Below are 24,670 nucleotides of genomic sequence, written 5' to 3'. Positions count from 1 at the left end.
GGGGCCGCACACCGGACGGTGCGCGGCCCCACTCGTTTGCTCAGCGTGGGAGCGGAATCGGGATCGGAATCGGTGGCAGCCGCGGTAGTGGCGGCGGCCCTGGCGCCGGTGGTGCGGATGGTGGGGCGGGTTCCGGTGTAGGCCGTACGGTGCCGTCGCTGATGTAGAGCGTGATCACCGAACCAGGGATCGCCGAGCCGTTCGGCGCGGTTCCCATCACTGTGCCTTTGGGTTCCGCCCCCGGCCCGGTGACAGTTGTCACTTTGAAGCCGGCGGCTCTCAGCGTGGAGGTGGCCGCATCCCTGGATTTACCGGTGACATCGGGCACTTGGGCGTTGTCCGCGCCGCGCACGTATTTGTCGTCCAGTGGCGGCAGCGCGGGTGGTGGGAACAACCCGATCACCGGTTTGACGGCGCTGAACCAGGTGCGTGCCGGTTCGTTACCGCCGAACAGGTCACCGTCACCGCAGTTACGCAGCGGGAACGAGCAGATCTCACCGGGTGTCGGACTGTCGCCGTATACATAGGCGGCAGCGGCCAACGAGTTGGTGAACCCGAGGAAGGCCGAGGAGCGGTGGCTCTCGGTAGTGCCGGTCTTGCCCGAGGTCGGGAAGTTCCAGCCCACCGCCCGTGCCGCACCTGCCGCCGTGCCCGAGATATCGTCTTTGCTCATCGCGTTGGCGAGGGTGTGCGCCAAGCCGGGTTCGACCACCTGCTCGCACGCTTGCTGGGTCAGTGGTACCTGCTTGCCTTCACGGTCGACGATCTCTTTGATCGGGCTCGGTGGGCACCACCGGCCACCCGAGCTCAGCGTCGCGGCGACATTGGACAGCTCCAGCGGGTTGATCGCGACCGGACCCAGGGTGAACGAGCCGAGGTTCTGCTCTTTGATCATATCGGCCAGGCTCTGGTTGCTGTGGCCGGAGGAGCCGGGTTGGGTGTACGAGCGCATGCCGAGCCGGACCGCCATATCGACGGTCGGGGCGACCCCAACGGCTTGGATCAGCTTGACGAACGCGGTGTTCGGCGAGGTGGCCAAGGCCTCGGTCACCGACATGGGGGACTTGTACCTGCCAACGTTCTCGACGCAGTAGGTGGCGGGTGGGCACCCGCGCGCACCGCCGTCACCCATGCCTTTTGCCTCGAACCGGCCTGGCACATCGAGCTTGGCATCGATGCCGAGGCCTTTCTCCATGGCCGCGGCAGTGGTGAAGACCTTGAAGATCGAGCCGGCGCCGTCGCCGACCATCGAGTACGGCTGCGGTTGCACGGTCTCGTGGAGATCCTGATTCAGGCCGTAGGTGCGGCTGCTGGCCATCGCGACCACCGGATGTGCGTCCTGACCAGGGGCGATCACCGACATGACCTCGGCGATATTCTTCAGATTCGGGTCGGCCGCTTCGGTCACCGCCCGCTTCACCGAATCCTGCACGACCGGGTCGAGGGTGGTCCTGATCAAATAGCCGCCCTTGTCGATCTGCTCCCGGCTGATCCCCGAGTCGGCCAGGTACTGCAGGGCGTAGTCGCAGAAGAAGCCGCGGTCGCCTGCCGCGATGCAGCCGCGTGGCAGGCCACGTGGCTCCGGTAGCACACCGAGTGGCATGGTCTTGGCTTCGCGGAACTCGTCGGCCCGGCTGGGGATGTTCTGGATCATGGTGTCCAGTACGGTGTTGCGCCGCAGCAGCACCCCCTCGGGATTGGTGTAGGGGTTCAGTTTCGACGAACTCTGCACCATGCCGGCCAGCATCGCTGATTGCGGCACGTTCAGATCGGCCGCGTCGATGCCGAAGTAGGTTTGCGCGGCGTCCTGGATGCCATAGGAAGCGTTACCGAAGGGGACCAGGTTGAGGTACCGGGTGAGTATCTCGTCCTTGGTCAGCTCGCGATCCAGGGTGAGCGCCATCCGGATCTCCCGGATTTTGCGTGCCGGGGTGGTCTCGACAGCGGCGCGGCGTTCGGCATCGGTTTTGGCCACCACGAGCAGCTGGAAATTCTTCACATACTGCTGATCGATGGTCGACGCACCCTGTTGGACCTCGCCGCTGGTGGTGTTGGTCAGGAACGCGCGTAGCGTGCCCTGCCAGTCGACGCCATCGTGCTCGGCGAAGCGCCGGTCCTCGATGGACACGATGGCCAGCTTCATATCGTTGGAGATCCGATCGCTCGGAACCTCGAAACGGCGCTGCTCGTATAGCCAGGCGATCGGATTGCCCGCCGCGTCGACCATGGTCGAGACCGCGGGGGCGGTTCCTTCCAGTAGTTCCGCGGAGACGTTGTCGACGGCGTCGGCAGCGCGGTTGGATACGAGCCCGAATCCGCCGGCGAGTGGGAACAGCAATCCGGCGACGAGCACGGCGGCCAGCACGCAGCTGCCGGCCAGCCGTGCGAGCGAATGTGTGATCGGCACTGATCAAGACTAAAGGGTGGACTCTCGGCCTTCTTGGCGGCATTTGTCCGAAGCCGGGAACCCATGGTGTGCGGGCCTGGCGTGTCGCGCAATTGCGCCCGGCGTGTCGAGCACGGTGGCGGATGTGATCAGCCTCACCGCCACGGCTGTATCCTGCGACGCAGGGACGGGCGTACCAGAAAATCTCGGGACGGTCTTGCGCAAGCGCCATACCTTTACCTAGATTGAGAACCCAGTGTGATAGAGCTAACACTCAAAGTGGAATGTGGTGCACTTCGCAGCAGAGCACCGGTGCTGCGAAGTGGCAACGCGATTCTGGAGCGCCGTTGATCGGTGTTCGGACTGCAAAGGGGCACACCAAATGCACATGACAACCCCCATCGCTCGATTGGACGTGGAGCAGGCCGAAGCGAGGATCGCCTGGGTAGCCCAGGCCCGATGCAAGGAAGTGGATCCCGATCAGTTGTTCGTCCGCGGCGCGGCGCAGCGCAAAGCGGCGACGATTTGCAGGCACTGCCCGGTGTTGATGCAGTGCGGTGCCGACGCTCTCGATAACCGTGTCGAGTTCGGCGTATGGGGCGGGATGACGGAACGGCAGCGGCGCGCCCTGCTGAAACAGCATCCGGAAGTCACTTCATGGGCCGATTTCTTCCAGGCACAGCGCCAGCATCAGGTGGCGATGTAGCCGTCCAGGTACACGACGTAGTCCAGGCACACAGTGAAACGGAGCCCGCGTGAGCGGGCTCGGTTTCGTTTCGGAGTGGTTTCCTTTCGGGCGGTTCTGTCCAGTCGAAGTCCGCTCGGGATGTTCGAGCTATAGCCGAGCCGTCTGATTATCCGGCGGTGGCCGGTGCCGTACGGATCAGTTGGTCACCGACCGCCCGTAGTGCGTCCAGATCGGATACCTCGAAGGGGAGTGCGGTGATCGCGGCGATCGGTACGCGCGGATGCGCACCGGTGAAGCGATGCAGCAGATGCTGCTCGCGCTTATCGGTGGCGACCCGCTGAGCGTGCACTCGCAGCACGGCGGCGGTGAGCGGATCGGATTCCGCCAGCCGGTCGGCGGCAGTCAGCGCGTGATCGGCGGGCAGTGAGCTGTGTACCGGATGTGTCCGATTCAAGACCAGTCCGGCCAGCGGCATGCGCTCAGTGGATAGCCGGTCGACGAAGAAGGAGGCTTCCCGCAGTGCGTCCGGTTCCGGCGCCGCTACGACGAGAAAGTGGGTACCCGGTTCGGACAACATCGCGTAGGTCCGGTCGGCTCGCTCCTGGAAGCCGCCGAACAGCGATTCCAGGGACTGCAGGAAGGTCGACGCGTCCTTGAGCATCTGTCCGCCGACCACGGTGGAAACACCGCGCAGCGCGAGGCTCATCGCACCGGTCACGAACCGGGTCACGCCTCGGCCCGGCGCCATGATCAGCCGGATCATCCGGCCGTTGAGGAAGGTGCCGAGCCGTTTGGGTGCGTCGAGGAAGTCGAGGGCATTTCGGGAGGGCGGAGTGTCCACCACGATCAGGTCCCATTCGCGGCGCTGGGCCAGCTGCCCCAGCTTCTCCATCGCCATGTATTCCTGCGTGCCCCCGAAGGAAGAGGCGACAGTTTGATAGAAGGGGTTGGCGAAGATCTGTTCCGCTTTTTCCCGGCTGGTGTGCTCGAGCACCATATCGTCGAACGTACGGCGCATATTGAGCATCATCGCGTACAGCTCCCCCTCGACCTCGGGGCCGAGTGCCACCCGTTGTGGGCTGTTGCCGAGATCGGCGACACCGAGTGATTGAGCGAGTCTGCGCGCGGGGTCGATGGTGAGGACCACCACTTTGCGTCCGAGCTCGGCAGCGCGCAGCGCGATGGCGGCGGCGGTCGTCGTCTTGCCGACGCCGCCGGAGCCGCAGCACACCATCACGCGGGCCGAGGGGTCGGCGATGATCCGGGAAATCTCCAGCGGCGTGGCCATGGGCTGGTTCGGCGTACTCATCGGACTCCCTGTGCGCTGAGACATTCGGCTAATTCATACAACCCGCCCAGGTCCATCCCGTCCGGGAGAGCGGGCAGATAGAGCCGGGAGATATCGACTTCGGCGAGTTCCCCGGCGCTGTCCTGTTGGGCCTGCAGCGTGGCCGAATGCTCGATGGTCTCGGTGAGTAGTCCTTCGAAGTCACTGTCGGACAAGGTGATCCCCGCGGTAGCGAGTCCTGCGCGAATGCTGTCGGCATCCAGGTCGCCCTGTGCGGCCTTGGCGCGCAGGGCGGGCGGCAGGTAGTTCTCGGTCGCCCGATTCACGATTACCGTGCCGATGCGCAAGTCGGCGGCACGGAGTTCGGCGACGGCATCGGCCGTCTCCTGTACTGGCAGTGCTTCCAGCAGCGTGACCAGGTGGATCATGGTCTGATCTGAGTGCAGTAGCCGGGAAACGCCTTCGGCCTGCCCTGCGATCGGCCCCCCTTTGGCTACCTCGGCCATGGCTTTGGTGACATCGAGAAAACTGGCGATCCGGCCGGTCGGTGGTGCGTCGACCACGACCTCGTCATAGACCCGTCTGCCGGACTTGTCCACCCGAACCGCGCATTCCTTGATCTTTCCCGTCAGGATGACATCGCGCAGACCTGGTGCGATGGTGGTGACGAACTCGATGGCACCCATCCGCCGCATCGCCCGGCCCGCGAAACCCAAGTTATAGAACATATCGAGGTATTCGAGGAAGGCGTGCTCGATATCGAGCGCCAGCGCGACTACTTCGCCGCCGCCGTCGGCGGTGGCGATCCTGGTTTCGGTCGGTGGTAGCGGCGGCAGATCGAACAGCTGCGCGATCGACTGCCTGCTTTCCACCTCCACCAACAGCACGCGCCGTCCGCCTGCGGCCAGTGCCAATGCGAGTGCTCCGGCAACCGTTGATTTCCCGGTGCCGCCTTTACCCGAGACGTAGTGCAAGCGAGCCTGCTCAGCGCGCTTCGGCCACCCTGTGTCCAGTTCCGACTCCGCCGAAAACGGCACTGCTGTTGGTAGTCCCACGCTCGCGAGCCTATAACCCGGTTGGCGGTTATGTCCGAAGACTCCAGCTACTACCGGCCCGGTCGGCGAACAGGGCTACGCTCTCGCACATGAGTGATACGACCCTCTGGGAGTACGCGACCGTGCCATTGCTGACACACGCGACGAAGCAGATTCTCGATCAATGGGGCGCTGATGGCTGGGAGTTGGTCACCGTTTTGCCCGGCCCGACCGGGGAACAGCATGTCGCCTACCTCAAGCGGCCCAAGTAGCTCGATCCGAGTAGCACGAGTAGCGAAGGAGAGATGACGCGATGATCCAGTGGGAGAAGAACCTCGCCGAGCTCGGGCTGGCGCTGCCGCCGGTCGCGGCCCCGGTCGCGGCGTATATCCCTGCGATCCGTACCGGGTCGCTGGTGTACACCTCCGGTCAGTTGCCGTTCGTGGACGGTCAGCTGTCCGCGGTGGGCAAGGTCGGCGCAGAGGTATCGGTCGAGGCGGCCACGGAGGCTGCCCGATGGTGTGCGCTGAACGCACTGGCAGCGGTGCATGATCTGGTGGGACTCGACGCCGTGGTGCGTATCGTGAAAGTCGTCGGATTCGTCGCCTCCGCGCCGGGGTTCGGCGACCAACCGGTGGTCATCAACGGCGCTTCGGAGTTCCTCGGTCAGGTTTTCGGCGACGCGGGCGCGCATGCGCGTTCTGCCGTCGGGGTCGCTGAACTGCCGAAGAACACTCCGGTCGAGGTCGAACTGATCGTCGAGGTTCGTTAGCGCGGATCGTCCGGCAACTCAGCTATCGAGGTTTGCGATGACATTGACACACCCCGCCTACGGGCAGCTCAGACAGGTCACCGAGACAGCGGCGGTACTACTGGCCGATAATCCGGGGCGGATGACTCTGGAGGGAACCAATACCTGGGTCTTGCGTGCCCCTGGACGCTCGGACTGCGTGGTGGTCGACCCAGGGCCTGCGGACAAATCGCACGGCCGGGCGATCGTCGAGGCGGTGGGCGGTGAGATCGCCCTCACCCTGATCACCCACCGCCATCACGATCACACCGGCGGTATCGACCGGCTGGCCAAGGTAACCGGTACTGCTGTGCGAGCCAAGGATCCCGCTTTCCTGCGCGGCTCGGACGTGCCGCTGGCACACGGTGAAGTGATCGAGGCCGCGGGGCTGCGGATCACGGTGCTCGGCACACCGGGGCATACCGCCGATTCGGTGAGTTTCGTTCTCGACGACGCGGTGCTGACCGGTGACACCATTCTCGGCGCGGGCACTACAGTGCTGGATTCCAGGGACGGCACTCTCGCCGACTATCTGTCGTCGCTGGACCGGCTGGTCGAAGCGGGGAAGGGTAAGGCGCTGCTTCCCGCGCACGGACCGGACCATCCGGATCTGGAGCCGGTCGCGCGCTATTACATCGCGCACCGGCATGAGCGCCTCGACCAAGTGCGGGAGGCGTTGCGGGAGCTCGGCCCCGATCCTGGGGCGCTGGCTGTGGTGCGACGGGTGTACGCCGATGTGGACAAACGGCTGTGGCCTGCCGCACGTAGTTCGGTGCAGGCCCAGCTGGAATATCTGCGCACGCACGGTTAGCCGGGGAACCGAGCCGGGTTCAGCGTTGAGCCGAACCCGGCCTTCCTGGTGCGTGAGTTACCGAGCGCGGCGGGCGAGCCGCTCGGAGTCGGAGATGAGCACGCTCTTGCCTTCCAGACGCAGCCAGCCGCGGTGCGCGAAGTCGGCGAGCGCCTTGTTCACCGTCTCCCTGGAGGCGCCTACCAGCTGGGCGATCTCCTCCTGGGTCAGATCGTGGGTGACTCGCAGTGCTCCGGCCTCCTGTGTACCGAACCGCTGCGCCAGCTGCAGCAAGGCTTTGGCTACCCGGCCCGGTACATCGGTGAAGATCAGATCGGCCAGATTGTTGTTGGTCCGGCGCAGGCGGCGGGCGAGCACGCGCAGCAGTTGCTCGGCGATCTCGGGCCGTTGATCGATCCAGGCTTTCAGGGCTTCGCGGTCCATCGTCACCGCACGCACCTCGGTGACCGTGGTGGCTGTGGAAGTACGTGGGCCGGGATCGAAGATCGACAGTTCGCCGAACATATCGGACGGACCCATGATGGTCAGCAGGTTCTCCCTGCCATCGGGGGAGCGACGGCCGATCTTCACCTTGCCGGATGTGATGATGTACAGCCGGTCGCCCGGTTCACCCTCATTGAAGATGACATGGCCGCGTGGAAAGTCCACCGGCTGCAGTTGCTTGGCGAGGGCGGCCACCGCAGTGGGCTCGACGCCCTGGAAGATGCCTGCTCTGGCGAGGGCCTCGTCCACGAATGTGCTCCTTATGGGAAATGGCTCTGTGCTGGGCCGAAGCAACTCGGCCAACAGCGCAGTCTACGCGGCGTGATGGCAGCGCAGTGGCGGACACCACGTAACGAGTGGATTGTGGCGCAGCGGAGAACCGTACCAGTATTCTCAGCGGCCTTCGCGGGTCCCCTTCCGTTTGCCTGCGATCTCGGGGGCCTGGCCGCTGTGCTCGCCGGGATCAGCTCGCGCGTGCGACATCCATTTCTTCGCCGCGGGAGCGGCGCTTGCGCATCTTGGCAACGGCCGCGGGCAGGCCGAGCTTGGTCAACTCCTTCACCTCGGCATTGCTTGCTTTGTCCAGGTACTGCTGAACCTCTTCGTCGGGTTCCAGAAGCTTGCGGAGCCGATTTTCGACCCGCTCCATTCCCAGCGCGAACAGCATCAACGCCACTGGGAAGAGCACCACAGCGAGTCCTTGCATGACGAGCAGTAAACACTGTCGAGGTCTCAGATGGAACACGGCAACCGAACTGGAAGGGCAACGTTGGTCGGCAGTTCCGTATTGTGGACGGGTGCGCGTTTCTTCCCCTACTGCCGCTGAGAACGGGCTTTCCACCGACACCGGGCTCGCCGCGGCGAAGCAGGGCGCCGGCGCTGCGCCGAACCGGAAAAATAGGGCGCGACAGGCGGAAACTCGCCTCGGTCTTGTCCGAAGGGCGCGGCGGATGAATCGGGCGCTCGCGGTCGCGTTCCCCGACGCGCATTGTGAGCTGAATTTCACCACCCCGCTCGAACTCGCGGTCGCGACCATCCTTTCCGCGCAGTGCACCGATGAGCGAGTGAATCTCACCACTCCAGCACTGTTCGCCAGGTATCCGGACGCCCGCGCCTATGCCGAGGCCAACCGTGCGGAGCTGGAGGAATGCATCCGGTCCACGGGGTTCTATCGCAATAAGGCCGCCGCGCTGATCGGGCTGGGGCAGGCGCTGCTCGAACACTACGATGGTGAGTTGCCTCACACCCTGCCCGAACTCGTCCAGCTACCCGGCATCGGGCGCAAGACCGCGAACGTCATCCTCGGCAATGCCTTCGGGGTGCCCGGCATCACCGTCGATACGCATTTCGGCAGGCTGGTGCGGCGTTGGCAGTGGACCGCGGTGGAAGATCCGGTGAAGGTCGAGCACATTGTCGGCGAGCTGATCGAGCGCAAAGAGTGGACAATGCTCTCGCACCGGGTGATCTTCCACGGCAGGCGGGTGTGTCATGCGCGTAAGCCCGCGTGCGGAGCGTGCCTCTTGGCCAAGGACTGCCCATCGTTCGGCGTCGGCCCGACCGATCCGGCGGCCGCGGCCGAGCTGGTGAAAGGTCCGGAGCGGGAGCATCTGCTCGAACTGGTGGGCCAGTGAGTTCGAACTCTCCTGGTGATCGAGCGGGACATGCGTGGCGTTGGGCACTTGCCGGTCTGGTCGCGGTGGTGGCATTGGCGGCCGCGGTGTGGCCACGCGGCGACGACGGAGGGGCCGCGCCGGTAACGGGGCAGCAGCCCGCCCGCAGCGTTTCCGGGGTGTCCGGTGAACTGCGCGCCGCTGCCGGACTGGCCGAGTGCCCGGACGAGACCGCACCGGGTAGTGGCCCGCTGGCCGGGGTTACGGTGCGCTGCCTGGCGGATGGCAGGCCGATCGATATGGCCGCCGTGCTGGCAGGCAAGCCCGCCCTGCTGAACTTGTGGGCGTACTGGTGCGCGCCGTGTGCCGAGGAGTTGCCATATGTGCAGCAATACGCGCAGCGCGCGGGGAACGCTATTACCGTGTTGACCGTGCACAGCGACTCCGATGAGGCCAAAGCGTTGTCCAGGCTGACAGGCCTGAACATACATCTGCCTGGTGTGTTCGATCCGGACGCGCGCGTGCGCACCGCCGTCGGAGCCCCTGCGGTGCTACCGCTCTCGGTGCTCATCCGGGCCGACGGTTCGATCGCCGATATCGTCGTGCGGGCCTTCGACAGTGTCGACGACATCGCGAATACGGTCGCGGAGGAACTCGGAGTGGCCGCATGAAGATGCCGATGGATCACGATTCGGTGATGACGATTCCGGTGCGGGGATGTACTGGAGTCGGCGAGTACGCGCACGGGGGTGGCTCGCGATGACCGTCGAGTTGCCCGCACAGCTTCCCGAGTGGTTGACCAGGGCGGCGGATCCGGCCGCGGATGCTGTCAGCAGCTCGGCGAAAGCACGTGCGTTGCGCCGGATCTTCGCCTTGACCTCGACTCCGCGGCAAGCCGCTGTACTTGTGCTGTTCGGTGGCTCGCCGACACCGGACCCGGATGCGCCGGGCGGACTACCCGCCGATGCGGAGGTATTGCTCACTCAGCGCGCCGCCACCATGCGGCAGCACCGCGGCCAGGTCGCGTTTCCCGGCGGGGCGGTGGACCCAGGCGATTCGGGGCCGATCGCCACCGCTCTGCGTGAGGCAGGTGAGGAGACCGGACTCGACCCCGCTGGGGTGGAGCCCTTCGCGGTGCTACCGAAACTGTTCGTGCCGCCGTCCCGGTTCGATGTCGCACCGGTGCTCGCCTACTGGCGCACACCCGGCGATGTCCGGGTGGTCGACGAGGGCGAGACCGAACGGGTCGTGCGGGTTCCGCTTGCTCAATTGCTCGATCCGGCGAACCGGTTCTCGGTCCGGAGCCCGATGGGCTACCAGAGCCCGGCATTCCAGGTGGACGGGATGCTGGTCTGGGGTCTTACCGGTGGCATCCTCGCCGGGATCAGCGAAATCGCCTGCTGGGATCAGGAGTGGGACCGCGGAGATGTTCGTGACCTGGAGACCGCACTCGCCGCCGTGGGCATGACTTTATGAGCTCATCGATCTGGCTCGATATAGCTGTGGTGTTGCTTGCTCTGTTCGCTGCCTCGTCGGGCTGGCGGCAGGGCGCGGTGGCCTCGGCATTGGCCTTTCTCGGGGTGGTGCTCGGCGCGGTCGCGGGCATCCTGATCGCACCGCACATTCTGGTCCATATCGAGGAGGGCCGCACCAGGGTGCTCACCGGCGTGCTGCTCATCGTGGTGCTGGTGATCATCGGTGAGGTCGCGGGTATGGTGCTCGGGCGCGCCGCGCGCAGCGGTATGCGCCATCCATTCGCCAGGGGCATGGACAGCGTGGTCGGTGCCGGGGTGCAGGCGGCCGCTGTACTGGCTATCGCCTGGTTGCTGGCGCTGCCGTTGGCCACCTCGTCACAGCCTGCCATCGCTACCGCGATCAATGGCTCGCGGGTGCTCGCCGATGTCAACGACGTCGCACCGACTTGGCTGCGCCGCCTGCCCAACGAGTTCTCCCAACTGCTCAACACCTCGGGCCTGCCCGATGTGATCGGACCGTTCGGCCGCGCGCCGATCACCGCTGTCGAGCCGCCCGATCCGAGCGTGCTCGCCAGTCCGGTCGCCGCGTCGCTACAGCAGAGCGTGCTGCGGATCCGTGGCGTCGCACCGAGCTGTCAGCGGGCGCTGGAGGGCTCGGGTTTCGTGGTCGCACCGGAGCGTGTGATGACCAACGCCCATGTCGTCGCAGGCACAAGCAGTGTCGAGGTGGACACCGCGGTGGGGCCGCTGCGTGCCACGGTCGTGCTGTTCGATCCGGCTACCGATATCGCCGTCCTCGCGGTGCCAGGACTCACCGCTCCGGTCATCCCACGAACGTCGGTTCCCGCGCGTTCGGGGGACAGCGCGATCGTGCTCGGCTATCCCGGTGGTGGTCGATATACGGCGAGCGCGGCGCGGATACGCGAGACCCTGGACCTGAGCGGACCGAACATCTATCGCGATGGCACCGTTGAGCGTGAGGTGTATACGGTGCGTGGGATGGTCAGGGCGGGGAATTCCGGGGGGCCGCTCGTCGATACCGAGGGGCGAGTGCTCGGTGTCGTTTTCGGCGCCGCCGTTACCGACAACGACACCGGCTATGTACTCACTCTCGATGAAGTCAGCGCGCAGCTCAATGCCGCCGTCGGCTCCGCACTGCCGGTCACAACGGGTTCGTGTGTGCTCAGCTGAACAGCGGGGCCTGCTCTCGGATCCCATCGCACCGGTGGGCTGATCGAGCGCTCAGGCGAGGAATTTCGCGAGTTCGGCTGTGACCGCGTCCGGGCTCTCCTGGTGTGCGTAATGCGCGGCTTCGGCGACAGTGACCAGCCGGCGATGCGGCGACCACTGTTCTCCGCGCTGAAGTGTGGAACGCAGCATATAGGTGTCCAGCTCGCCGTGTAGGGCAAGAACCGGGATCTCGATGGGGTCATGCATGGTCGCCATGAATCTGCGGCCGTCCGGCCGCCACTGGCTGCGAAATGCCCAGCGCTGGTATTCCAGCCCGCAGTGCGCGGCACCAGGGATCTGGATGGCCGAGCGCATCCGCCGGGCGGTATCACGGAATTCGGTGGTTTCCGACCAGTTCGTGCTCACGCGCTGCCGCAACAGCCGCTCAACCTCTCGGCCATCGGAGGTGGTGAGCAGGCGCTCACCATAGCGGGGCGGCTGATAGCGCAGGAAGTTCGGCAACCAGGCCGACCGCTGGTGGCGGTCGCGCAATACGGCACTTTTCAGTGCCGCCGGATGCGGTGAGCTGACCAGCGCGATCGAGCGGATCAGCCGAGGATGCAGCACCGCGGTGGCCCAGCAGACCAGGCCGCCGTCGGCGTGTCCGGCCAGCGTGGCCTCAGTGCAGCCGAGCGCACGGATCAGCCCGGCGATATCGCCTGCCAGCGTCCAGCCGTCGTAGCCTCGCGGCGGCTTGTCACTGTCGCCGTAACCACGCAGATCGACGGCCACAGTGCGGTAGCCGAGTTCGGCGAGGCCGATCAGCTGGTGCCGCCACGACCACCAGAAGTCCGCGAAGCCGTGCAACAGCACGACCAGCGGGGCATTCGGGTACGGCTCGGCTTCCACGACGTGGAAGCGGATACCGTTGGCGCGCACATCCCGATGCGTCCACGGTCCCCCGTAACGGACGCTGGACGGATCCGGAAGCAGATTCGCCGACACGCCGATGCAGCCTAATAGCCGCGGTACGGCCCCGTGAACGCGCGTCTAGGAAGCCGGCTTTTCCAGGGTGAGCTGGTCCTCGTGCGCAGCAGCCCCGCGGGAGCTCGGAAGCACCGTCTTGGCCTGCTTGAGCGAGTCGATGGTCTTCTCCGGCGCGCGCAGTTTCTTCACCCGCCGCCACCCGAGAAACGCCAGTGCCCCGGCCCCGACCACCATCAGCAGGAAGACGATCAGGAAGGCCGCCCAGCGGGGCATCCACACGTCGAGCAGCTCGCCGAGGAAGAAGAAAAAGAAGAAGGTGCTGAACAACAGCACAGTCAGCGCCAGGATGAAGTAGCCGCTGCCTTGCAGTCCCTTTTTGATCTCACCGGTGACCTCGGCCTTGGCCAGTTCGACCTCGGCACGGACCAGGGTCGACACCTGTTCGGCGGCTTCCCTGACCAGGGTGCCGAAGCTCGCGGAGCCGAGTGTATCGGCGTCTGTGAGGGGGATGGAGGTCACCGTACGACCGCGCTGCGCGTCGTTTCCGTTACCACCGTGGTTGAAACTCACTTGGTCGACCCTTCTCCCTGTCCCGGCACTGCTCGGCCTCACTGTTCACGATGTAGCGTGCGGGCGTCCCGCCGTGCCTGGTGGACACGCCCACGTCGCCACAGTAGTGCCGAACCGGCGAGCGAGGCCGCCATTGACGTGACCAACACCGCGGCTTTCGCCAATTCGACGGCGGACCCGTCTCCGATGTCATCCAGCGCGAGTTCCGCCACGAGAAGGCTAACGGTGAAGCCGATCGCGCCGAGCACCGACAGGGCGAATACGTCGCGCCAGTCGAGTCCGCGCGGGCGTGTCGCGATGCCCAACCGGATTGCCACCCAGCTCATCCCGAAGATGCCGAGGGGCTTGCCGATCAGCAGAGCGAGGATAACGGCGAGGGCGAGCCGGTCGGTGAACAGTTCACCGAAAAGTGCGGCGTGAAACGGAACTCCGGCGGCGAACAGCGCGAACAGCGGAACGCACAGTCCGGCGGAGACCGGTTGGAACAGGTGTTCCAACCGGGTGGCAGGCGCCTCTCGCTCATCCGGGTCAGGGCGCACTCTGGTGAGCAGGCCGAGAACGACACCGGCCAAGGTGGGGTGGACACCGGCTTGGTGCAGTGCGTACCAGGACACCAGCGCCAACGGCAGATAGAGCGCCGGGGTGCTGATCCGTTTGTGCTGTGCCAGCGCCCAGCCTGCGAAACACCCGAATGCGGCGAGCAACCACAGTAAGGACAACGTTGTGGTGAACAGCACCGCGATCAGGAGGATCGCCATCATGTCATCGACCACCGCGAGGCTGAGCAGGAATACTCGGGCGCCAGGGGGAATCCGTGAGCCGGTCAGCGCGAGCACCGCGAGCGCGAACGCGATATCGGTGGCGACCGGAATGGCCCAGCCACGTTCCATACCGGGGATGCCGAATCCGATGATCCCGGCCATTATTCCTGGGGTAACCACACCGCCGATCGCCGCGATGACCGGCAGAGTGGCACGTTTGCGGTCGGCGAGTTCGCCGACAACGAGCTCACGTTTGAGTTCCAGTCCGACGACGAAGAAGAACACGGCGAGCAGACCGTCCCCGACCCAGTGGTCGAGGGTCAATTCCAGGTGGAGTGGCCGGATCGAGACAACGGTATGGACCATGGCCGAATAGCTCTCGCCCCACGGCGAGTTGACCCACAGCAATGCTACTGCCGCTGCGATCAGAATGAGTGCGCCACCAACGGTTTCGGTGCGAAGATAACGAGATAGCTCTGAGCGCACCTGCCTGATCACGGGAAACCTTTCGGCCAGCAGCCGACGGAGCGGGCACGGCTCGCACCGGAGCCGGTGTGCACATGACTCCTACCGGAGCCGGTGTTCGGGGTGCGCGACCGCTCGCCGACAGATTTTCCGGCACTCTCCCGCCATTCTAACGGGTGTGGCCAGGGCAGACACCGGCCCCGGCCACACCACTGCGCACGGTTGACCCGTGTTCGTCAGTCCTTATCAGCCGGCTTCCTTACTTGCCCGGATCGCCTCGAAGACGCTTGGGTCGACAAGGGTGGAGGTATCGCCGAGCTGACGTCCTTCCGCGGTATCGCGAAGGAGCCGACGCATGATCTTCCCGCTGCGGGTTTTGGGTAGTTCTGGTACCACGTGGATTTCGCGGGGCCGGGCGATCGGGCTGATCTCCTTGGCTACTCCGGTTTTGAGTTCCTCGATGAGTGCGCTACCGGTATCGGTGGCTTCGGTGGTGAGGATGACGAAGGCGACGATGCCTTGGCCGGTGGTCGGGTCCTCGGCGCCGACAACGGCGGCTTCGGCGACGCTCGGGTGCGCGACGAGCGCGGATTCGACTTCGGCGGTGGAGATTCGGTGTCCGGAGACATTCATGACGTCATCGACGCGGCCGAGAACCCACAAGTCGCCGTCGGTGTCGAGTTTGGCGCCGTCTCCGGCGAAATACCACCCTTGTTCGGCGAAGCGCTCCCAGTAGGTGGCCCGGTACCGTTCCATATCGCCCCAGATGCCGCGCAGCATCGATGGCCAGGGCTGGTCGATCACGAGATATCCGTTGGCCTCGGTTTCACCGTGGGATACCGGTTCGCCCATTTCGTCGACCACTCGTGCGGAGATACCGGGAAGCGGGGTCATGGCGGCACCAGGTTTGGTAGTGGTGACGCCGGGCAGCGGGGAGATCATGATGGCGCCGGTTTCGGTTTGCCACCAGGTGTCGACCACGGGGGTGCGGTTGGCGCCGATGACTTCCCGGTACCAGCGCCAGGCTTCGGGATTGATCGGTTCGCCGACCGACCCGAGCAACCGGATACTGGACAGGTCGTGCGCGGTGGGGATGGCTCTGCCCCATTTCATGAAGGTGCGCACCAGGGTGGGGGCGGTGTAGTAGATGGTGACGCCGTATTTCTCGATGATCTGCCAGTGGCGGTGCTCATCGGGGAAGTTCGGGGTGCCTTCGTAGACGACCTGGGTGGTGCGGTTGGCGAGAGGGCCGTAGACGATGTAGCTGTGCCCGGTGATCCAGCCGATATCGGCAGTGCACCAGTAGACGTCTCGGCCGGGTTTGTGGTCGAAGACGGCGTGGTGGGTGTACGAAGTCTGGGTGAGGTAGCCACCGGTGGTGTGCAGGATGCCCTTGGGCTTTCCGGTCGTGCCGGAGGTGTAGAGGATGAACAAGGGGTGCTCGGCCTCGAAAGGCTCGGCCTGGTGCTCGGGGGAGGCCGGGGTGACGGTTTCGTGCCACCACAGATCGCGGCCTTCGGTCCAGGGCACCTCGATACCGGTACGGCGGACCACGAGCACGTGTTCGACGCTGGACGGGGTGCCGCCGTGCGCGTAGAGGGCCTCGTCGACCGCTTCTTTCAGCGGTGCGGATTTACCGCGCCGCCATTGGCCGTCCGCGGTGATCACCAGCCTGGCTCTGGCGTCGTCTACGCGCTGGCGCAGGGCGGTGGGGGAGAAGCCTGCGAAGACCACCGAGTGCGGCAGGCCGAGGCGGGCGCAGGCGAGCATGGCCACGATCGCTTCTGGGATCATCGGCATATAGATGGCAACCCGATCGCCTGCGACAAGGCCGAGTTCGGTGAGGTAGTTGGCCGCGCGGGAGACCTCGGCGAGTAGTTCGCGGTAGGTGATGGCGCGGGAATCGCCAGGCTCGCCTTCCCAGTGGATGGCGACCTGGTCGCCATGTCCGGCCAGGACATGCCGGTCCACACAGTTGTAGGCGACATTGAGCCTGCCGCCGACGAACCACTGCGCTACCGGGGCCGCGCTCCAGTCGAGCACCCGCTCGAACGGTTGCTGCCAATCCAGCCGCCCGGCTTGTTCGGCCCAGAACGCATCGCGATCGGCCGCCGCCTGGTCGTACAGTTCCTGGCCCGCGTTCGCCGTCGCGGCGAATGCCGCGGCCGGTGGATACGAGCCTCGTGGGTCGGCGGTGGTTTCAGTCATCTCGTCTCTTCCTTACCCGTAGCCTGAGCGCGCGGTTCGACGCAGCCGAGTTCCGACAGTAATCAACTGTGACCTACGTCGCGCTATGCGTCGATGGGTTCGAACCTTCCCGGTCGTGTCATGCGCCGCGCGTCTGCGCTCACCGTCGTACCCGCACCACCCCCATCGACTCGCCCGGCTCGCATTCTCGTAGGCAATGTTTCGAATGTTGCGCTGCTTCAGCACAAATTTTGTGGTGTTTCAGCCGTATTGCTGGATTGATAAAAAATATGACTGAATGGCCGAATGCGATGACACTGCAGGCACCGATGGTTACTCTGCCAACCACACAGGTGGGCTGAGGTGGCATGTATTGGTAGATCCCGAGTAGTGTCGCCCGGCTCTCCCCTTCTGGTATCGGGAGTACGCGTTGAAATTCCACAGAGCGATGGCGCTGACGGCGGCAGCATTACTGGCCACGAGTCTCGGCTTGGCCGCCTGTTCCTCTGGTGACGGCGCCGATGCCGGCATCGTCACCGTGCACGGCGGTGAACCGCAGAATCCGTTGGTACCGACCAATACCAACGAGGTCATGGGCGGACGAGTAGTAGACCGGCTCTTCGCGGGACTGAAGTACTACGACGCCGACGGTGAAGCGCACAACGAGGTGGCCGAGTCGATCGAGACCACCGATCGCAAGAACTATCGGGTAACCCTGGAGCCGGACTGGAAGTTCACCGATGGCACTCCGGTGACGGCCGAATCGTTCGTCGACGCATGGAACTACGGTGCGCTCAGCACCAATGCGCAACTGCAGAACTACGTATTCGGCTCTATCGTCGGTTTCGACGAGGTGTCCGCGGAACAGCCGACGGCACAGACGATGTCGGGGCTGAAGGTGATCGATGACCGCACCTTCACCATCGAGCTGAAGGCGCCATCGATCGATTTCGAGACCGCGCTCGGATACGCGCCGTTCTACCCTCTGCCCGAAGTCGCCTTCGCGAACATGGAGGAGTTCGGCAAGCATCCGATCGGCAACGGCCCCTACAAGTTCGAGACGTGGGAGCACAACGTCAAGATCGACGTGGTGCCCAATCCGGACTACCAGGGTGGCCGCCCGGCGAAGAACGAGGGACTGCGGTTCGTGATGTACCAGTCCTACGACACCGCTTATGCGGACCTGCTGGCGGGTAATCTCGACGTGCTCGACAACTTCCCCGATAGTGCGCTCAGTTCCTATGAGCAAGACCTCGGCGACCGGGCGATCACCAAGCCGACCGCGCAGAACCAGCAGATCGGTGTCCAGTCGGGCCTCCCGCATTTCGCCGGAGACGAAGGTGTGCTGCGGCGCCGGGCGATTTCGATGGCGATCAACCGAGAACAGATCGCCGAGAACATCTTCCAGGGCACACGTGTCCCCGCCCGCGACTTCACCGCGAGTACCCTTCCTGGCTTCGATCCGGATCTGCCAGGCGCCGAGGTCTTGGAGTACAACCCCGATGAGGCCAAGAAGGTATGGGCACAGGCCGACGCGATCTCACCATGGTCGGGCCGCTACGAGATCGCCTACAACGCCGATGGCGGACACCAGGCATGGATCGAGGCTGTCGCGAACAGTGTGAAGAACACGCTCGGCATCGATGCCATCGGCGTGCCCTATCCGACCTTCGGCAACTTCCGCGAAGAGGTGACCTCGGACACCATCGGCAAGGCATTCCGGTTCGGCTGGCAGGGTGATTACCCGACGATGCTGCAGTTCCTCATCCCGAACTACCGCAGTTACTCCGAGACCAACGATGTCGACTACAACAACCCCCAGTTCGACCGGCTTCTCGACGCGGCGCTGGCGGCTCCGAACGAGGCGGAAAGCTATGAACTCATCGCCGAGGCGCAGACCCTGCTGATCCGGGATATGGCCAGCATCCCGGTGTTCAACTATGTGGCAACCGCGGGTCATTCCGAACAGGTCAGCAAGGTCGAACTCTCCTGGAACGGGCAGTTCGACTACGAGAACATCGAGAAGTAGCCGCCGGTCATCCCGCGCCACCTCGCTGGGTGGCGCGGGATGACGCCGACCCCAGGAGACGATATGGCCTGGTATATCTTGCGGCGTCTGCTTCAAATGATCCCCGTTTTCCTCGGGGCGACGTTGCTCATCTATGCCCTGGTGTTCCTCATCCCAGGAGATCCGATCCAAGCGCTGGCCGGTGACAAGCCGATGACGCCTGCGGTGGAGAAACAACTGCGGGAGCGCTATAACCTCGATGAGCCCTTCATCGTGCAGTACCTGCTCTACTTGAAGGGCATTGTCACATTGGACTTCGGTACCGCCTTCTCCGGTAGGCCGGTGCGCGATGAACTGGTGCGGGCATTCCCGATCACCTTCAAGCTCGCCTCTCTCGCTGTACTCATCGAGGCCGTGTTCGGCATTGTGTTCGGCCTGATCGCGGGGCTGCGCAAGGGGAAGCTTTTCGATTCGACGATGCTGGTGATCAGCTTGATCGTGATCGCGGTGCCGCTTTTCGTGATCGGTTTCCTCGCGCAGTTCCTGCTCGGGGTGAAATGGGGGATCGCGCCGGTGACCGTCTCCGGGCAGGCGACGATCGGCGAACTGCTCGTGCCCGCGTTCGTGCTCGGCTCGCTCTCGTTCGCCTACGTTTTGCGGTTGACCAGGAATTCGGTGGCGGAGAGCATGTCCGCCGATTACGTGCGTACCGCGACGGCGAAGGGGCTCAGCAGACCTCGGGTGGTGTCGGTGCACATCTTGCGTAATTCGATGATCCCGGTGATCACTTTCCTCGGTACCGATCTCGGTGCCTTGATGGGTGGCGCGATCATCACCGAGGGCATCTTCAACATCTCCGGTGTGGGTGGCACGCTCTACCAGGCAGTCATCCGGGGAGAGCCACCGACCGTGGTCTCGTTCGTCACCGTGCTCATCGTCATCTTCCTGCTCACCAATCTGATCGTCGATCTGCTCTACGCCGTACTCGACCCGAGGATTCGCTATGCCTGACCCGAGCGCCGTAGCCGGTCCGGAACGCCGTGGACAAGGACACTTCGTCTCACCGCCCGACGAGGTCGAGGTGCTTGCCACCGATGTGGTGGTGGATTCAGGTGCCCCGAGCAGCGTATGGCGCGATGCGTGGCGACAACTGCGACGCAACCCGATCTTCGTCATCGCGACGGTATTGATCGCGTTCGTGCTGCTCGTTGTGGCCTGGCCGGAGCTGTTCACCAGCCAGGATCCGCGTTACTGCAACGGAGATTTCAGCATGGACCCAGGCAGCGCGGGGCATCCATTCGGTTTCGACAAACAGGGATGCGATATCTACGCAAGGACGGTCTACGGTGCGCGAGCTTCCGTCCTGACCGGGATCGGCGCTACCGCGCTGTTCGTGCTGATCGGTGGGACACTCGGGGCGCTGGCCGGCTTCTACGGCGGGCTGCTGGACTCGGTCGTATCCAGGATTTCCGAGATCTTCTACGCGATCCCGTTGATGCTGGCCGCGATCGTGGTCATGCAGTTGCTGGATTCCCGCACCATCTGGACGGTTATCGTCATTCTCGCCGGCTTCACCTGGCCGCAAGCGGCTCGAATCGCCCGCAGCGCGGTCATCCAGGCGAAGAACAGCGACTACGTCATGGCGGCAACGGCATTGGGTCTGTCCCGGCTGAAGATACTGCTGCGACACGTGCTACCGAACGCGGCAGGCCCATTGATCGTGGTCACCACATTGTGGCTCGGTGTCTTCATCGTCACCGAGGCGACACTGTCCTATCTTGGTGTCGGCCTGCCGCGCACGGTGGTGTCCTGGGGTGGCGATATCGCTACCGGACAGAATGAGATCCGTACCTCGGGGATTCTGTTCTATCCCGCGACCGCGCTGGCGTTGACCGTACTGAGTTTCATCATGCTCGGCGATGCGGTGCGTGACGCCTTGGACCCGAAGGCGAGGAAGCGATGAACGAGGCCGCGCAGCAACAACCGCTGCTGGAAATCACTGATCTCAATGTGTGTTTCACCGCCGATGGGGCGCGGTTACCCGCGGTCAGAGGTGCGAGCCTGACGATATACCCGGGCCAGACCGTGGCGATCGTCGGCGAATCCGGCTCGGGCAAGTCGACGACGGCGCATGCCATCATCGATCTCCTGCCAGGAACAGGGCGGGTCACCTCAGGGTCGATCACGTTCGACGGCAAGGACCTCACCACGGCTTCGAAGCGCGATATCGTCGCCCTCAGGGGCAGCGGCATCGGTTTGGTGCCGCAGGACCCGATGTCGAATCTGAATCCGGTGTGGAAGATCGGGTTCCAGATCCGCGAGACCTTGGTGGCCAACGGTATCGCGCGGGGTAAGGCGGCCGAGGCGCGGGCAGTGGAGCTACTGGAGGAGGCCGGGATACCCGATGCGCGGCGGCGGGCAGACCAGTATCCCCACGAATTCTCCGGCGGTATGCGGCAGCGGGCACTGATCGCGATCGGCCTGGCCTGCCGCCCCGAGCTGCTCATCGCGGATGAGCCGACTTCGGCGCTGGATGTGACGGTGCAGCGGCAGATTCTCGATCACCTCGACGGACTCACCGCCGAGCTCGGTACCGCGGTGCTGCTCATCACCCATGACCTCGGCCTTGCCGCGGAGCGTGCGGATCACTTGGTGGTGATGTATCGCGGACAGGTTGTGGAATCCGGTCCTGCGCTGCGCATTCTGCGTGATCCGCGGCATCTGTACACCCAGCGCCTGGTGAGTTCGGCCCCTTCACTGGCTGCGCAACGGGTGTCCTCGGTACGGCAACGAGCCGAGATCCGCACCGAGGGCGATCAGGTGGCGGTACCGGAGGTGCTCTCGGATGCGGTGATCGTGGCCGATCGGCTGACCAAGAAGTTCCGTATGCGCGATCGGGTGCCGTGGAAGTCGACCGATTTCGTCGCGGCCGATGAGGTGTCGTTTCGGCTGCGGCGCGGTTCGACCATGGCGATTGTCGGCGAATCCGGCTCGGGTAAAACGACAGTGGCGCACATGGTTCTCGGCCTGCTCGCACCGACGTCCGGATCGGTGACTTTCGACGGGAAAACGGTGGCGACACTCGACCGTAAGGGCACCTTCGCCTTCCGGCGCCGGGTACAGCCGATTTTCCAGGATCCCTACGGCTCTCTCGATCCGATGTACACCATCTACCGCACCATCGAGGAGCCATTGCGCATCCACCGAATCGGTACCACCGCGGAGCGGGAGGCGACTGTCCGGGAACTGCTCGACAAGGTGGCGCTGCCGTCCAGCGTACTGCGCCGTTACCCCAACGAGTTGTCCGGTGGCCAGCGCCAGCGGGTGGCCATCGCACGGGCGCTCGCCCTCCGGCCGGAGGTGGTGGTGTGCGATGAGGCGGTATCGGCACTCGATGTGCTGGTGCAGGCGCAGATCCTGGGATTGCTCGATGAGCTGCAGGCCGAGCTGGGGCTGACGTACCTGTTCATCACTCATGATCTGGCTGTAGTCCGGCAGATCGCCGACGATGTGCTGGTCATGCAGCGCGGCAGAGTGGTCGAGGCGGCGACGGCGGATGAGGTGTTCGATACTCCCAGACAGGAGTACACCCGGAAGCTACTCGACGCGATACCGGGGCGTGGACTGCTGGCGGGGTAGCGGCGGGCGGACCTGCCGGGTGAGCGGATCGGCCTGCTCCGGCACAAGTAGCCTCGTATGCCGTGACCGATCCGCTACAGCCCCTCCTCGACCTGCCCGGTGTCCTGGACGCGGCCGACCGTGCTCGCATCGCGCTGGCCGAGGTACATCGGCACAAGGCGAACCGCCGTGGCTGGCCGACCACAGCGGCAGAGGCCGCGGTGCGCGCGGCCCGTTCCTCGGCCGCTATCGACGGCGGTAGCACGGAACTCCCCGCGGACGGCCGGGTAGCTGATCCGATTCTCGCCGGTTCGTTACGGGTCGGGCAGGCACTGGACGGCGAAGCGCTCCGGAACTCGGTGGCCACCTGGCAGCGGGCGCCGCTGCAGGCGCTGGCGCGGCTACATCTGCTCGCCGCCGCGGATGTGGTGCCGGAGCAGGAATCGCTCGGCAGGCCACGTAGTGCGCCCGGTATTGCGGAACGGCTGGATCTGCTGGCGCAGACGGTGCTCGGTACGCAGGTGCCCGCGCCGGTGATCGCCGCCGTAGTACATGGCGAGCTACTGGCGCTGCGGCCGTTCGGCACAGCCGACGGTATCGTCGCGCGGGCGGCTTCGCGCCTGGTCGCGGTGTCGAGCGGACTCGACCCGCACAGTCTCGGTGTACCGGAGGTGTTCTGGCGGAGCAGGCGCCAGGCCTATCTGGATGCGGCCACCGGATTCGGCACCGGGGATCCGGATGCTGTGGGCAGCTGGGTGATCTTCTGCTGCGGCGCATTCGAGGATGGGGCGCGGGAGGCCACCTCGATCGCGGACTCCGCGGTGGGATAACGGAGTCCACGCACATCAAAGCGGGCGGCGTTGTCTGTCGACATCACCGCCCGCTAGCACGGACCACCCGGTTACCAAGCGTGCTGGGTGGGTTGTGTTCTGCGGCCTCGGCGACAATCCGGACATCGAAAGCTCATCCCCGCAACCTGTGCGAGGCTATCGCTGCCGAATACCCGTATTTCGCAGGCCCACAACGCTTCTGCCCTTGTCGCGGCGCGCTCCGCGTGGGTGCCTGGCGTCCGTGCCGGGAAAGGTGGGCGGGAGACAGGCCCTTCTCTTCCGGCCCTGCCTTGGCCTTCCGCCTTCCCGTAATTACCTTTCTACACTCTGCTAGCACTCACAGCAAGGGGATCGGAAGCATAGTACTTCCAGCGGTTTTATCGGTGATTTGTCCGATTTCTCTGGTTTTTCGGGGTCTGCCGAAAGGTCGCTCACGCTCTGGGTGCGGTAGGCGGGTTCATGGTAAATATTCTCGTGGCGAACATCTTCGGGGCGCGCGTATTCATGCGGGATGTAGGCGGAGGCTCGCTCTGTGGCCGCTCGGTTGTCCGGCCCTCAATGTTTCCTGCGCAGGACCCGGTAGCTGACCGCGCCTGCGATCAGTGCGCTCGAGCAGGCCGCGACCGTCGCGGCCAGTGTGGTAGGGGACGGTGTCTGCAGGCGCGACCACAGTGACACGGGATTGGTGAATGTCAGCACGGGCCAGTCGTTGGCAGTGGCCGCGCGGCGTAGGTTGCGATCCGGATTGACCGCTGTCGGGTGCCCTACTGCCGTCAACAGGGGTAGGTCGGTGATCGAATCGGAGTAGGCGTAGCAGCGCGATAGGTCGTAACCCTCGGTAGTGGCGAGCTTTTCGACAGCATCGACCTTCCCGGTGCCGTAGCAATAGAACTCCACTTCACCGGTGTACTTACCATCGGCAACGACCATCCGGGTGGCGGCAATGTGTGCGGCGCCGAGCGCTCGGGCGATCGGGCCGACGATCTCCTCCCCGGATGCCGAGACGATCACCACATCGTGGCCCCGGATCTTGTGGTCGGCGATCAGATCGGTCGCCTCCGCGTAGATCAGCGGTTCGATCAGTTCGTGCAATGTCTCGGCGACAATGGCCTTCACCTGTTCGACCTCCCATCCGGCGCACATGGTGGTCAGATGGGCACGCATCCGCTCCATCTGCTCATGGTCGGCGCCGGACAACAGGAACAGGAAGTGGGCGTAGCTGCTTTCCAGGACGGCGCGCCGGTTCAACAGCCCCTGCGCGTAGAAGGGCTTACTGAAGACGAATGTGCTCGATTTGGCGATCACGGTCTTGTCGAGATCGAAGAAAGCGGCGACGCGTCCACCTGAGGTGGCTGGTTTGTCCACTCGACCAGGATAGGCATGTGGGGTCGAGGGAGGGTCGTGTCGGGCACCCGCATCAGGGCCGTCGGTTCGCTTCCGTCTGTCGGCGCGGTGAGCCGTGAAGTTCTCCGATGGCGGACTTGCGCTATAGCCCGGGCTTGGGTGTAG

At 64.8% G+C, this 24,670-nt stretch carries 23 protein-coding genes; 13 read left to right on the top strand and 10 right to left on the bottom strand.

Going from position 1 to position 24,670, the window contains the following annotated elements:
• Window positions 1-40 precede the first annotated feature (40 nt).
• Window positions 41-2,407, bottom strand: a complete 2,367-nt coding sequence (locus ACL02S_RS16575) for a penicillin-binding protein (RefSeq protein ID WP_412803322.1) — start codon at window positions 2,405-2,407, stop codon at window positions 41-43.
• Window positions 2,408-2,768: 361 nt separating this feature from the next.
• On the opposite strand from ACL02S_RS16575, the gene ACL02S_RS16570 reads away from it, so the two are divergent.
• Complete coding sequence (locus ACL02S_RS16570) at window positions 2,769-3,092, top strand: WhiB family transcriptional regulator (RefSeq protein WP_014981178.1); 324 nt, start codon at window positions 2,769-2,771, stop codon at window positions 3,090-3,092.
• Between the two features lie 148 nt (window positions 3,093-3,240).
• Here the strand turns inward: ACL02S_RS16570 and bagB are convergent, their stop codons facing one another.
• Both bagB and bagA read right to left on the bottom strand, forming a co-directional pair.
• The gene (gene bagB / locus ACL02S_RS16565) at window positions 3,241-4,362 is read right to left on the bottom strand and encodes an ATPase BagB (protein WP_412803401.1); all 1,122 of its coding nucleotides are present in this window, start codon (window positions 4,360-4,362) and stop codon (window positions 3,241-3,243) included.
• 17 nt (window positions 4,363-4,379) lie between these two features.
• Window positions 4,380-5,399, bottom strand: a complete 1,020-nt coding sequence (bagA, locus tag ACL02S_RS16560; protein ID WP_412803400.1) for an ATPase BagA — start codon at window positions 5,397-5,399, stop codon at window positions 4,380-4,382.
• 107 nt (window positions 5,400-5,506) lie between these two features.
• On the opposite strand from bagA, the gene sp36 reads away from it, so the two are divergent.
• From sp36 to ACL02S_RS16545, 3 genes are read left to right on the top strand one after another with little or no spacing between them, the layout of a single operon-like run.
• On the top strand, window positions 5,507-5,668 hold the full coding sequence (gene sp36 / locus ACL02S_RS16555; protein WP_085994820.1) for a Sp36 family protein: 162 nt from the start codon (window positions 5,507-5,509) through the stop codon (window positions 5,666-5,668).
• Between the two features lie 41 nt (window positions 5,669-5,709).
• A complete protein-coding gene (locus ACL02S_RS16550) occupies window positions 5,710-6,168 on the top strand; it encodes a RidA family protein (RefSeq protein ID WP_412803321.1) in 459 nt (152 codons plus the stop codon).
• 37 nt (window positions 6,169-6,205) lie between these two features.
• Window positions 6,206-6,997 carry an MBL fold metallo-hydrolase gene (locus ACL02S_RS16545; RefSeq protein ID WP_412803320.1) on the top strand — a complete coding sequence of 264 codons (792 nt, stop codon included), beginning with the start codon at window positions 6,206-6,208 and terminating at the stop codon, window positions 6,995-6,997.
• Window positions 6,998-7,054: 57 nt separating this feature from the next.
• Here ACL02S_RS16545 and ACL02S_RS16540 read toward each other — a convergent pair whose 3' ends face one another.
• Together ACL02S_RS16540 and ACL02S_RS16535 are read right to left on the bottom strand one after the other, a co-directional pair.
• On the bottom strand, window positions 7,055-7,729 hold the full coding sequence (locus ACL02S_RS16540; RefSeq protein WP_379206808.1) for a Crp/Fnr family transcriptional regulator: 675 nt from the start codon (window positions 7,727-7,729) through the stop codon (window positions 7,055-7,057).
• A gap of 214 nt (window positions 7,730-7,943) precedes the next feature.
• Window positions 7,944-8,186 (bottom strand): hypothetical protein, encoded by a 243-nt coding sequence (locus ACL02S_RS16535; protein ID WP_412803319.1) that lies wholly within the window; start codon window positions 8,184-8,186, stop codon window positions 7,944-7,946.
• A 91-nt stretch (window positions 8,187-8,277) separates the two neighbouring features.
• Here ACL02S_RS16535 and nth point away from each other — a divergent pair, with 91 nt between their 5' ends.
• The 4 genes from nth to ACL02S_RS16515 all read left to right on the top strand — a co-directional run bounded on the left by nth (window position 8,278) and on the right by ACL02S_RS16515 (window position 11,756).
• Window positions 8,278-9,111, top strand: a complete 834-nt coding sequence (gene nth / locus ACL02S_RS16530) for an endonuclease III (protein ID WP_412803318.1) — start codon at window positions 8,278-8,280, stop codon at window positions 9,109-9,111.
• Window positions 9,108-9,761 (top strand): TlpA family protein disulfide reductase, encoded by a 654-nt coding sequence (locus ACL02S_RS16525; RefSeq protein WP_412803317.1) that lies wholly within the window; start codon window positions 9,108-9,110, stop codon window positions 9,759-9,761. The genes nth and ACL02S_RS16525 overlap by 4 nt, the downstream gene beginning before the upstream one ends.
• An 88-nt stretch (window positions 9,762-9,849) precedes the next feature.
• Entirely contained in the window at window positions 9,850-10,566 is a 717-nt protein-coding gene (locus tag ACL02S_RS16520) for an NUDIX hydrolase (protein ID WP_412803316.1), read from the top strand.
• The gene (locus tag ACL02S_RS16515; RefSeq protein ID WP_412803315.1) at window positions 10,563-11,756 is read left to right on the top strand and encodes a MarP family serine protease; all 1,194 of its coding nucleotides are present in this window, start codon (window positions 10,563-10,565) and stop codon (window positions 11,754-11,756) included. Before ACL02S_RS16520 ends, ACL02S_RS16515 begins: the two co-directional genes overlap by 4 nt.
• A gap of 51 nt (window positions 11,757-11,807) precedes the next feature.
• Here the strand turns inward: ACL02S_RS16515 and ACL02S_RS16510 are convergent, their stop codons facing one another.
• From ACL02S_RS16510 to acs, 4 genes are all read right to left on the bottom strand, one after another.
• Window positions 11,808-12,740 (bottom strand): alpha/beta fold hydrolase, encoded by a 933-nt coding sequence (locus ACL02S_RS16510; RefSeq protein ID WP_412803314.1) that lies wholly within the window; start codon window positions 12,738-12,740, stop codon window positions 11,808-11,810.
• A 45-nt stretch (window positions 12,741-12,785) separates the two neighbouring features.
• Complete coding sequence (locus ACL02S_RS16505) at window positions 12,786-13,292, bottom strand: phage holin family protein (protein ID WP_412803313.1); 507 nt, start codon at window positions 13,290-13,292, stop codon at window positions 12,786-12,788.
• Window positions 13,293-13,330: 38 nt separating this feature from the next.
• A complete protein-coding gene (nhaA, locus tag ACL02S_RS16500) occupies window positions 13,331-14,551 on the bottom strand; it encodes a Na+/H+ antiporter NhaA (RefSeq protein ID WP_412803312.1) in 1,221 nt (406 codons plus the stop codon).
• A 213-nt stretch (window positions 14,552-14,764) separates the two neighbouring features.
• Complete coding sequence (gene acs / locus ACL02S_RS16495; protein WP_412803311.1) at window positions 14,765-16,726, bottom strand: acetate--CoA ligase; 1,962 nt, start codon at window positions 16,724-16,726, stop codon at window positions 14,765-14,767.
• A gap of 427 nt (window positions 16,727-17,153) precedes the next feature.
• Here acs and ACL02S_RS16490 point away from each other — a divergent pair, with 427 nt between their 5' ends.
• The 5 genes from ACL02S_RS16490 to ACL02S_RS16470 all read left to right on the top strand — a co-directional run bounded on the left by ACL02S_RS16490 (window position 17,154) and on the right by ACL02S_RS16470 (window position 23,161).
• A complete protein-coding gene (locus tag ACL02S_RS16490) occupies window positions 17,154-18,734 on the top strand; it encodes a peptide ABC transporter substrate-binding protein (RefSeq protein ID WP_412803399.1) in 1,581 nt (526 codons plus the stop codon).
• 63 nt (window positions 18,735-18,797) lie between these two features.
• Window positions 18,798-19,724, top strand: coding sequence for an ABC transporter permease (locus ACL02S_RS16485; RefSeq protein ID WP_412803310.1), 927 nt, complete (start codon window positions 18,798-18,800; stop codon window positions 19,722-19,724).
• Window positions 19,717-20,676, top strand: coding sequence for an ABC transporter permease (locus ACL02S_RS16480; protein WP_412803309.1), 960 nt, complete (start codon window positions 19,717-19,719; stop codon window positions 20,674-20,676). The genes ACL02S_RS16485 and ACL02S_RS16480 overlap by 8 nt, the downstream gene beginning before the upstream one ends.
• Window positions 20,673-22,352 carry a dipeptide ABC transporter ATP-binding protein gene (locus ACL02S_RS16475; protein WP_412803308.1) on the top strand — a complete coding sequence of 560 codons (1,680 nt, stop codon included), beginning with the start codon at window positions 20,673-20,675 and terminating at the stop codon, window positions 22,350-22,352. The genes ACL02S_RS16480 and ACL02S_RS16475 overlap by 4 nt, the downstream gene beginning before the upstream one ends.
• 62 nt (window positions 22,353-22,414) lie before the next feature.
• On the top strand, window positions 22,415-23,161 hold the full coding sequence (locus tag ACL02S_RS16470; RefSeq protein ID WP_412803307.1) for a Fic family protein: 747 nt from the start codon (window positions 22,415-22,417) through the stop codon (window positions 23,159-23,161).
• Window positions 23,162-23,716: 555 nt separating this feature from the next.
• Here ACL02S_RS16470 and ACL02S_RS16465 read toward each other — a convergent pair.
• On the bottom strand, window positions 23,717-24,526 hold the full coding sequence (locus ACL02S_RS16465) for an HAD-IB family hydrolase (protein WP_412803306.1): 810 nt from the start codon (window positions 24,524-24,526) through the stop codon (window positions 23,717-23,719).
• Window positions 24,527-24,670 lie beyond the last annotated feature (144 nt).

The sequence above is a fragment of the Nocardia spongicola genome, from assembly GCF_047200775.1.
GTDB lineage: Bacteria > Actinomycetota > Actinomycetes > Mycobacteriales > Mycobacteriaceae > Nocardia.
The sequence above is the reverse complement of the archived record's forward strand: the minus strand, read 5'-3'. Positions and strand labels throughout refer to the sequence as shown.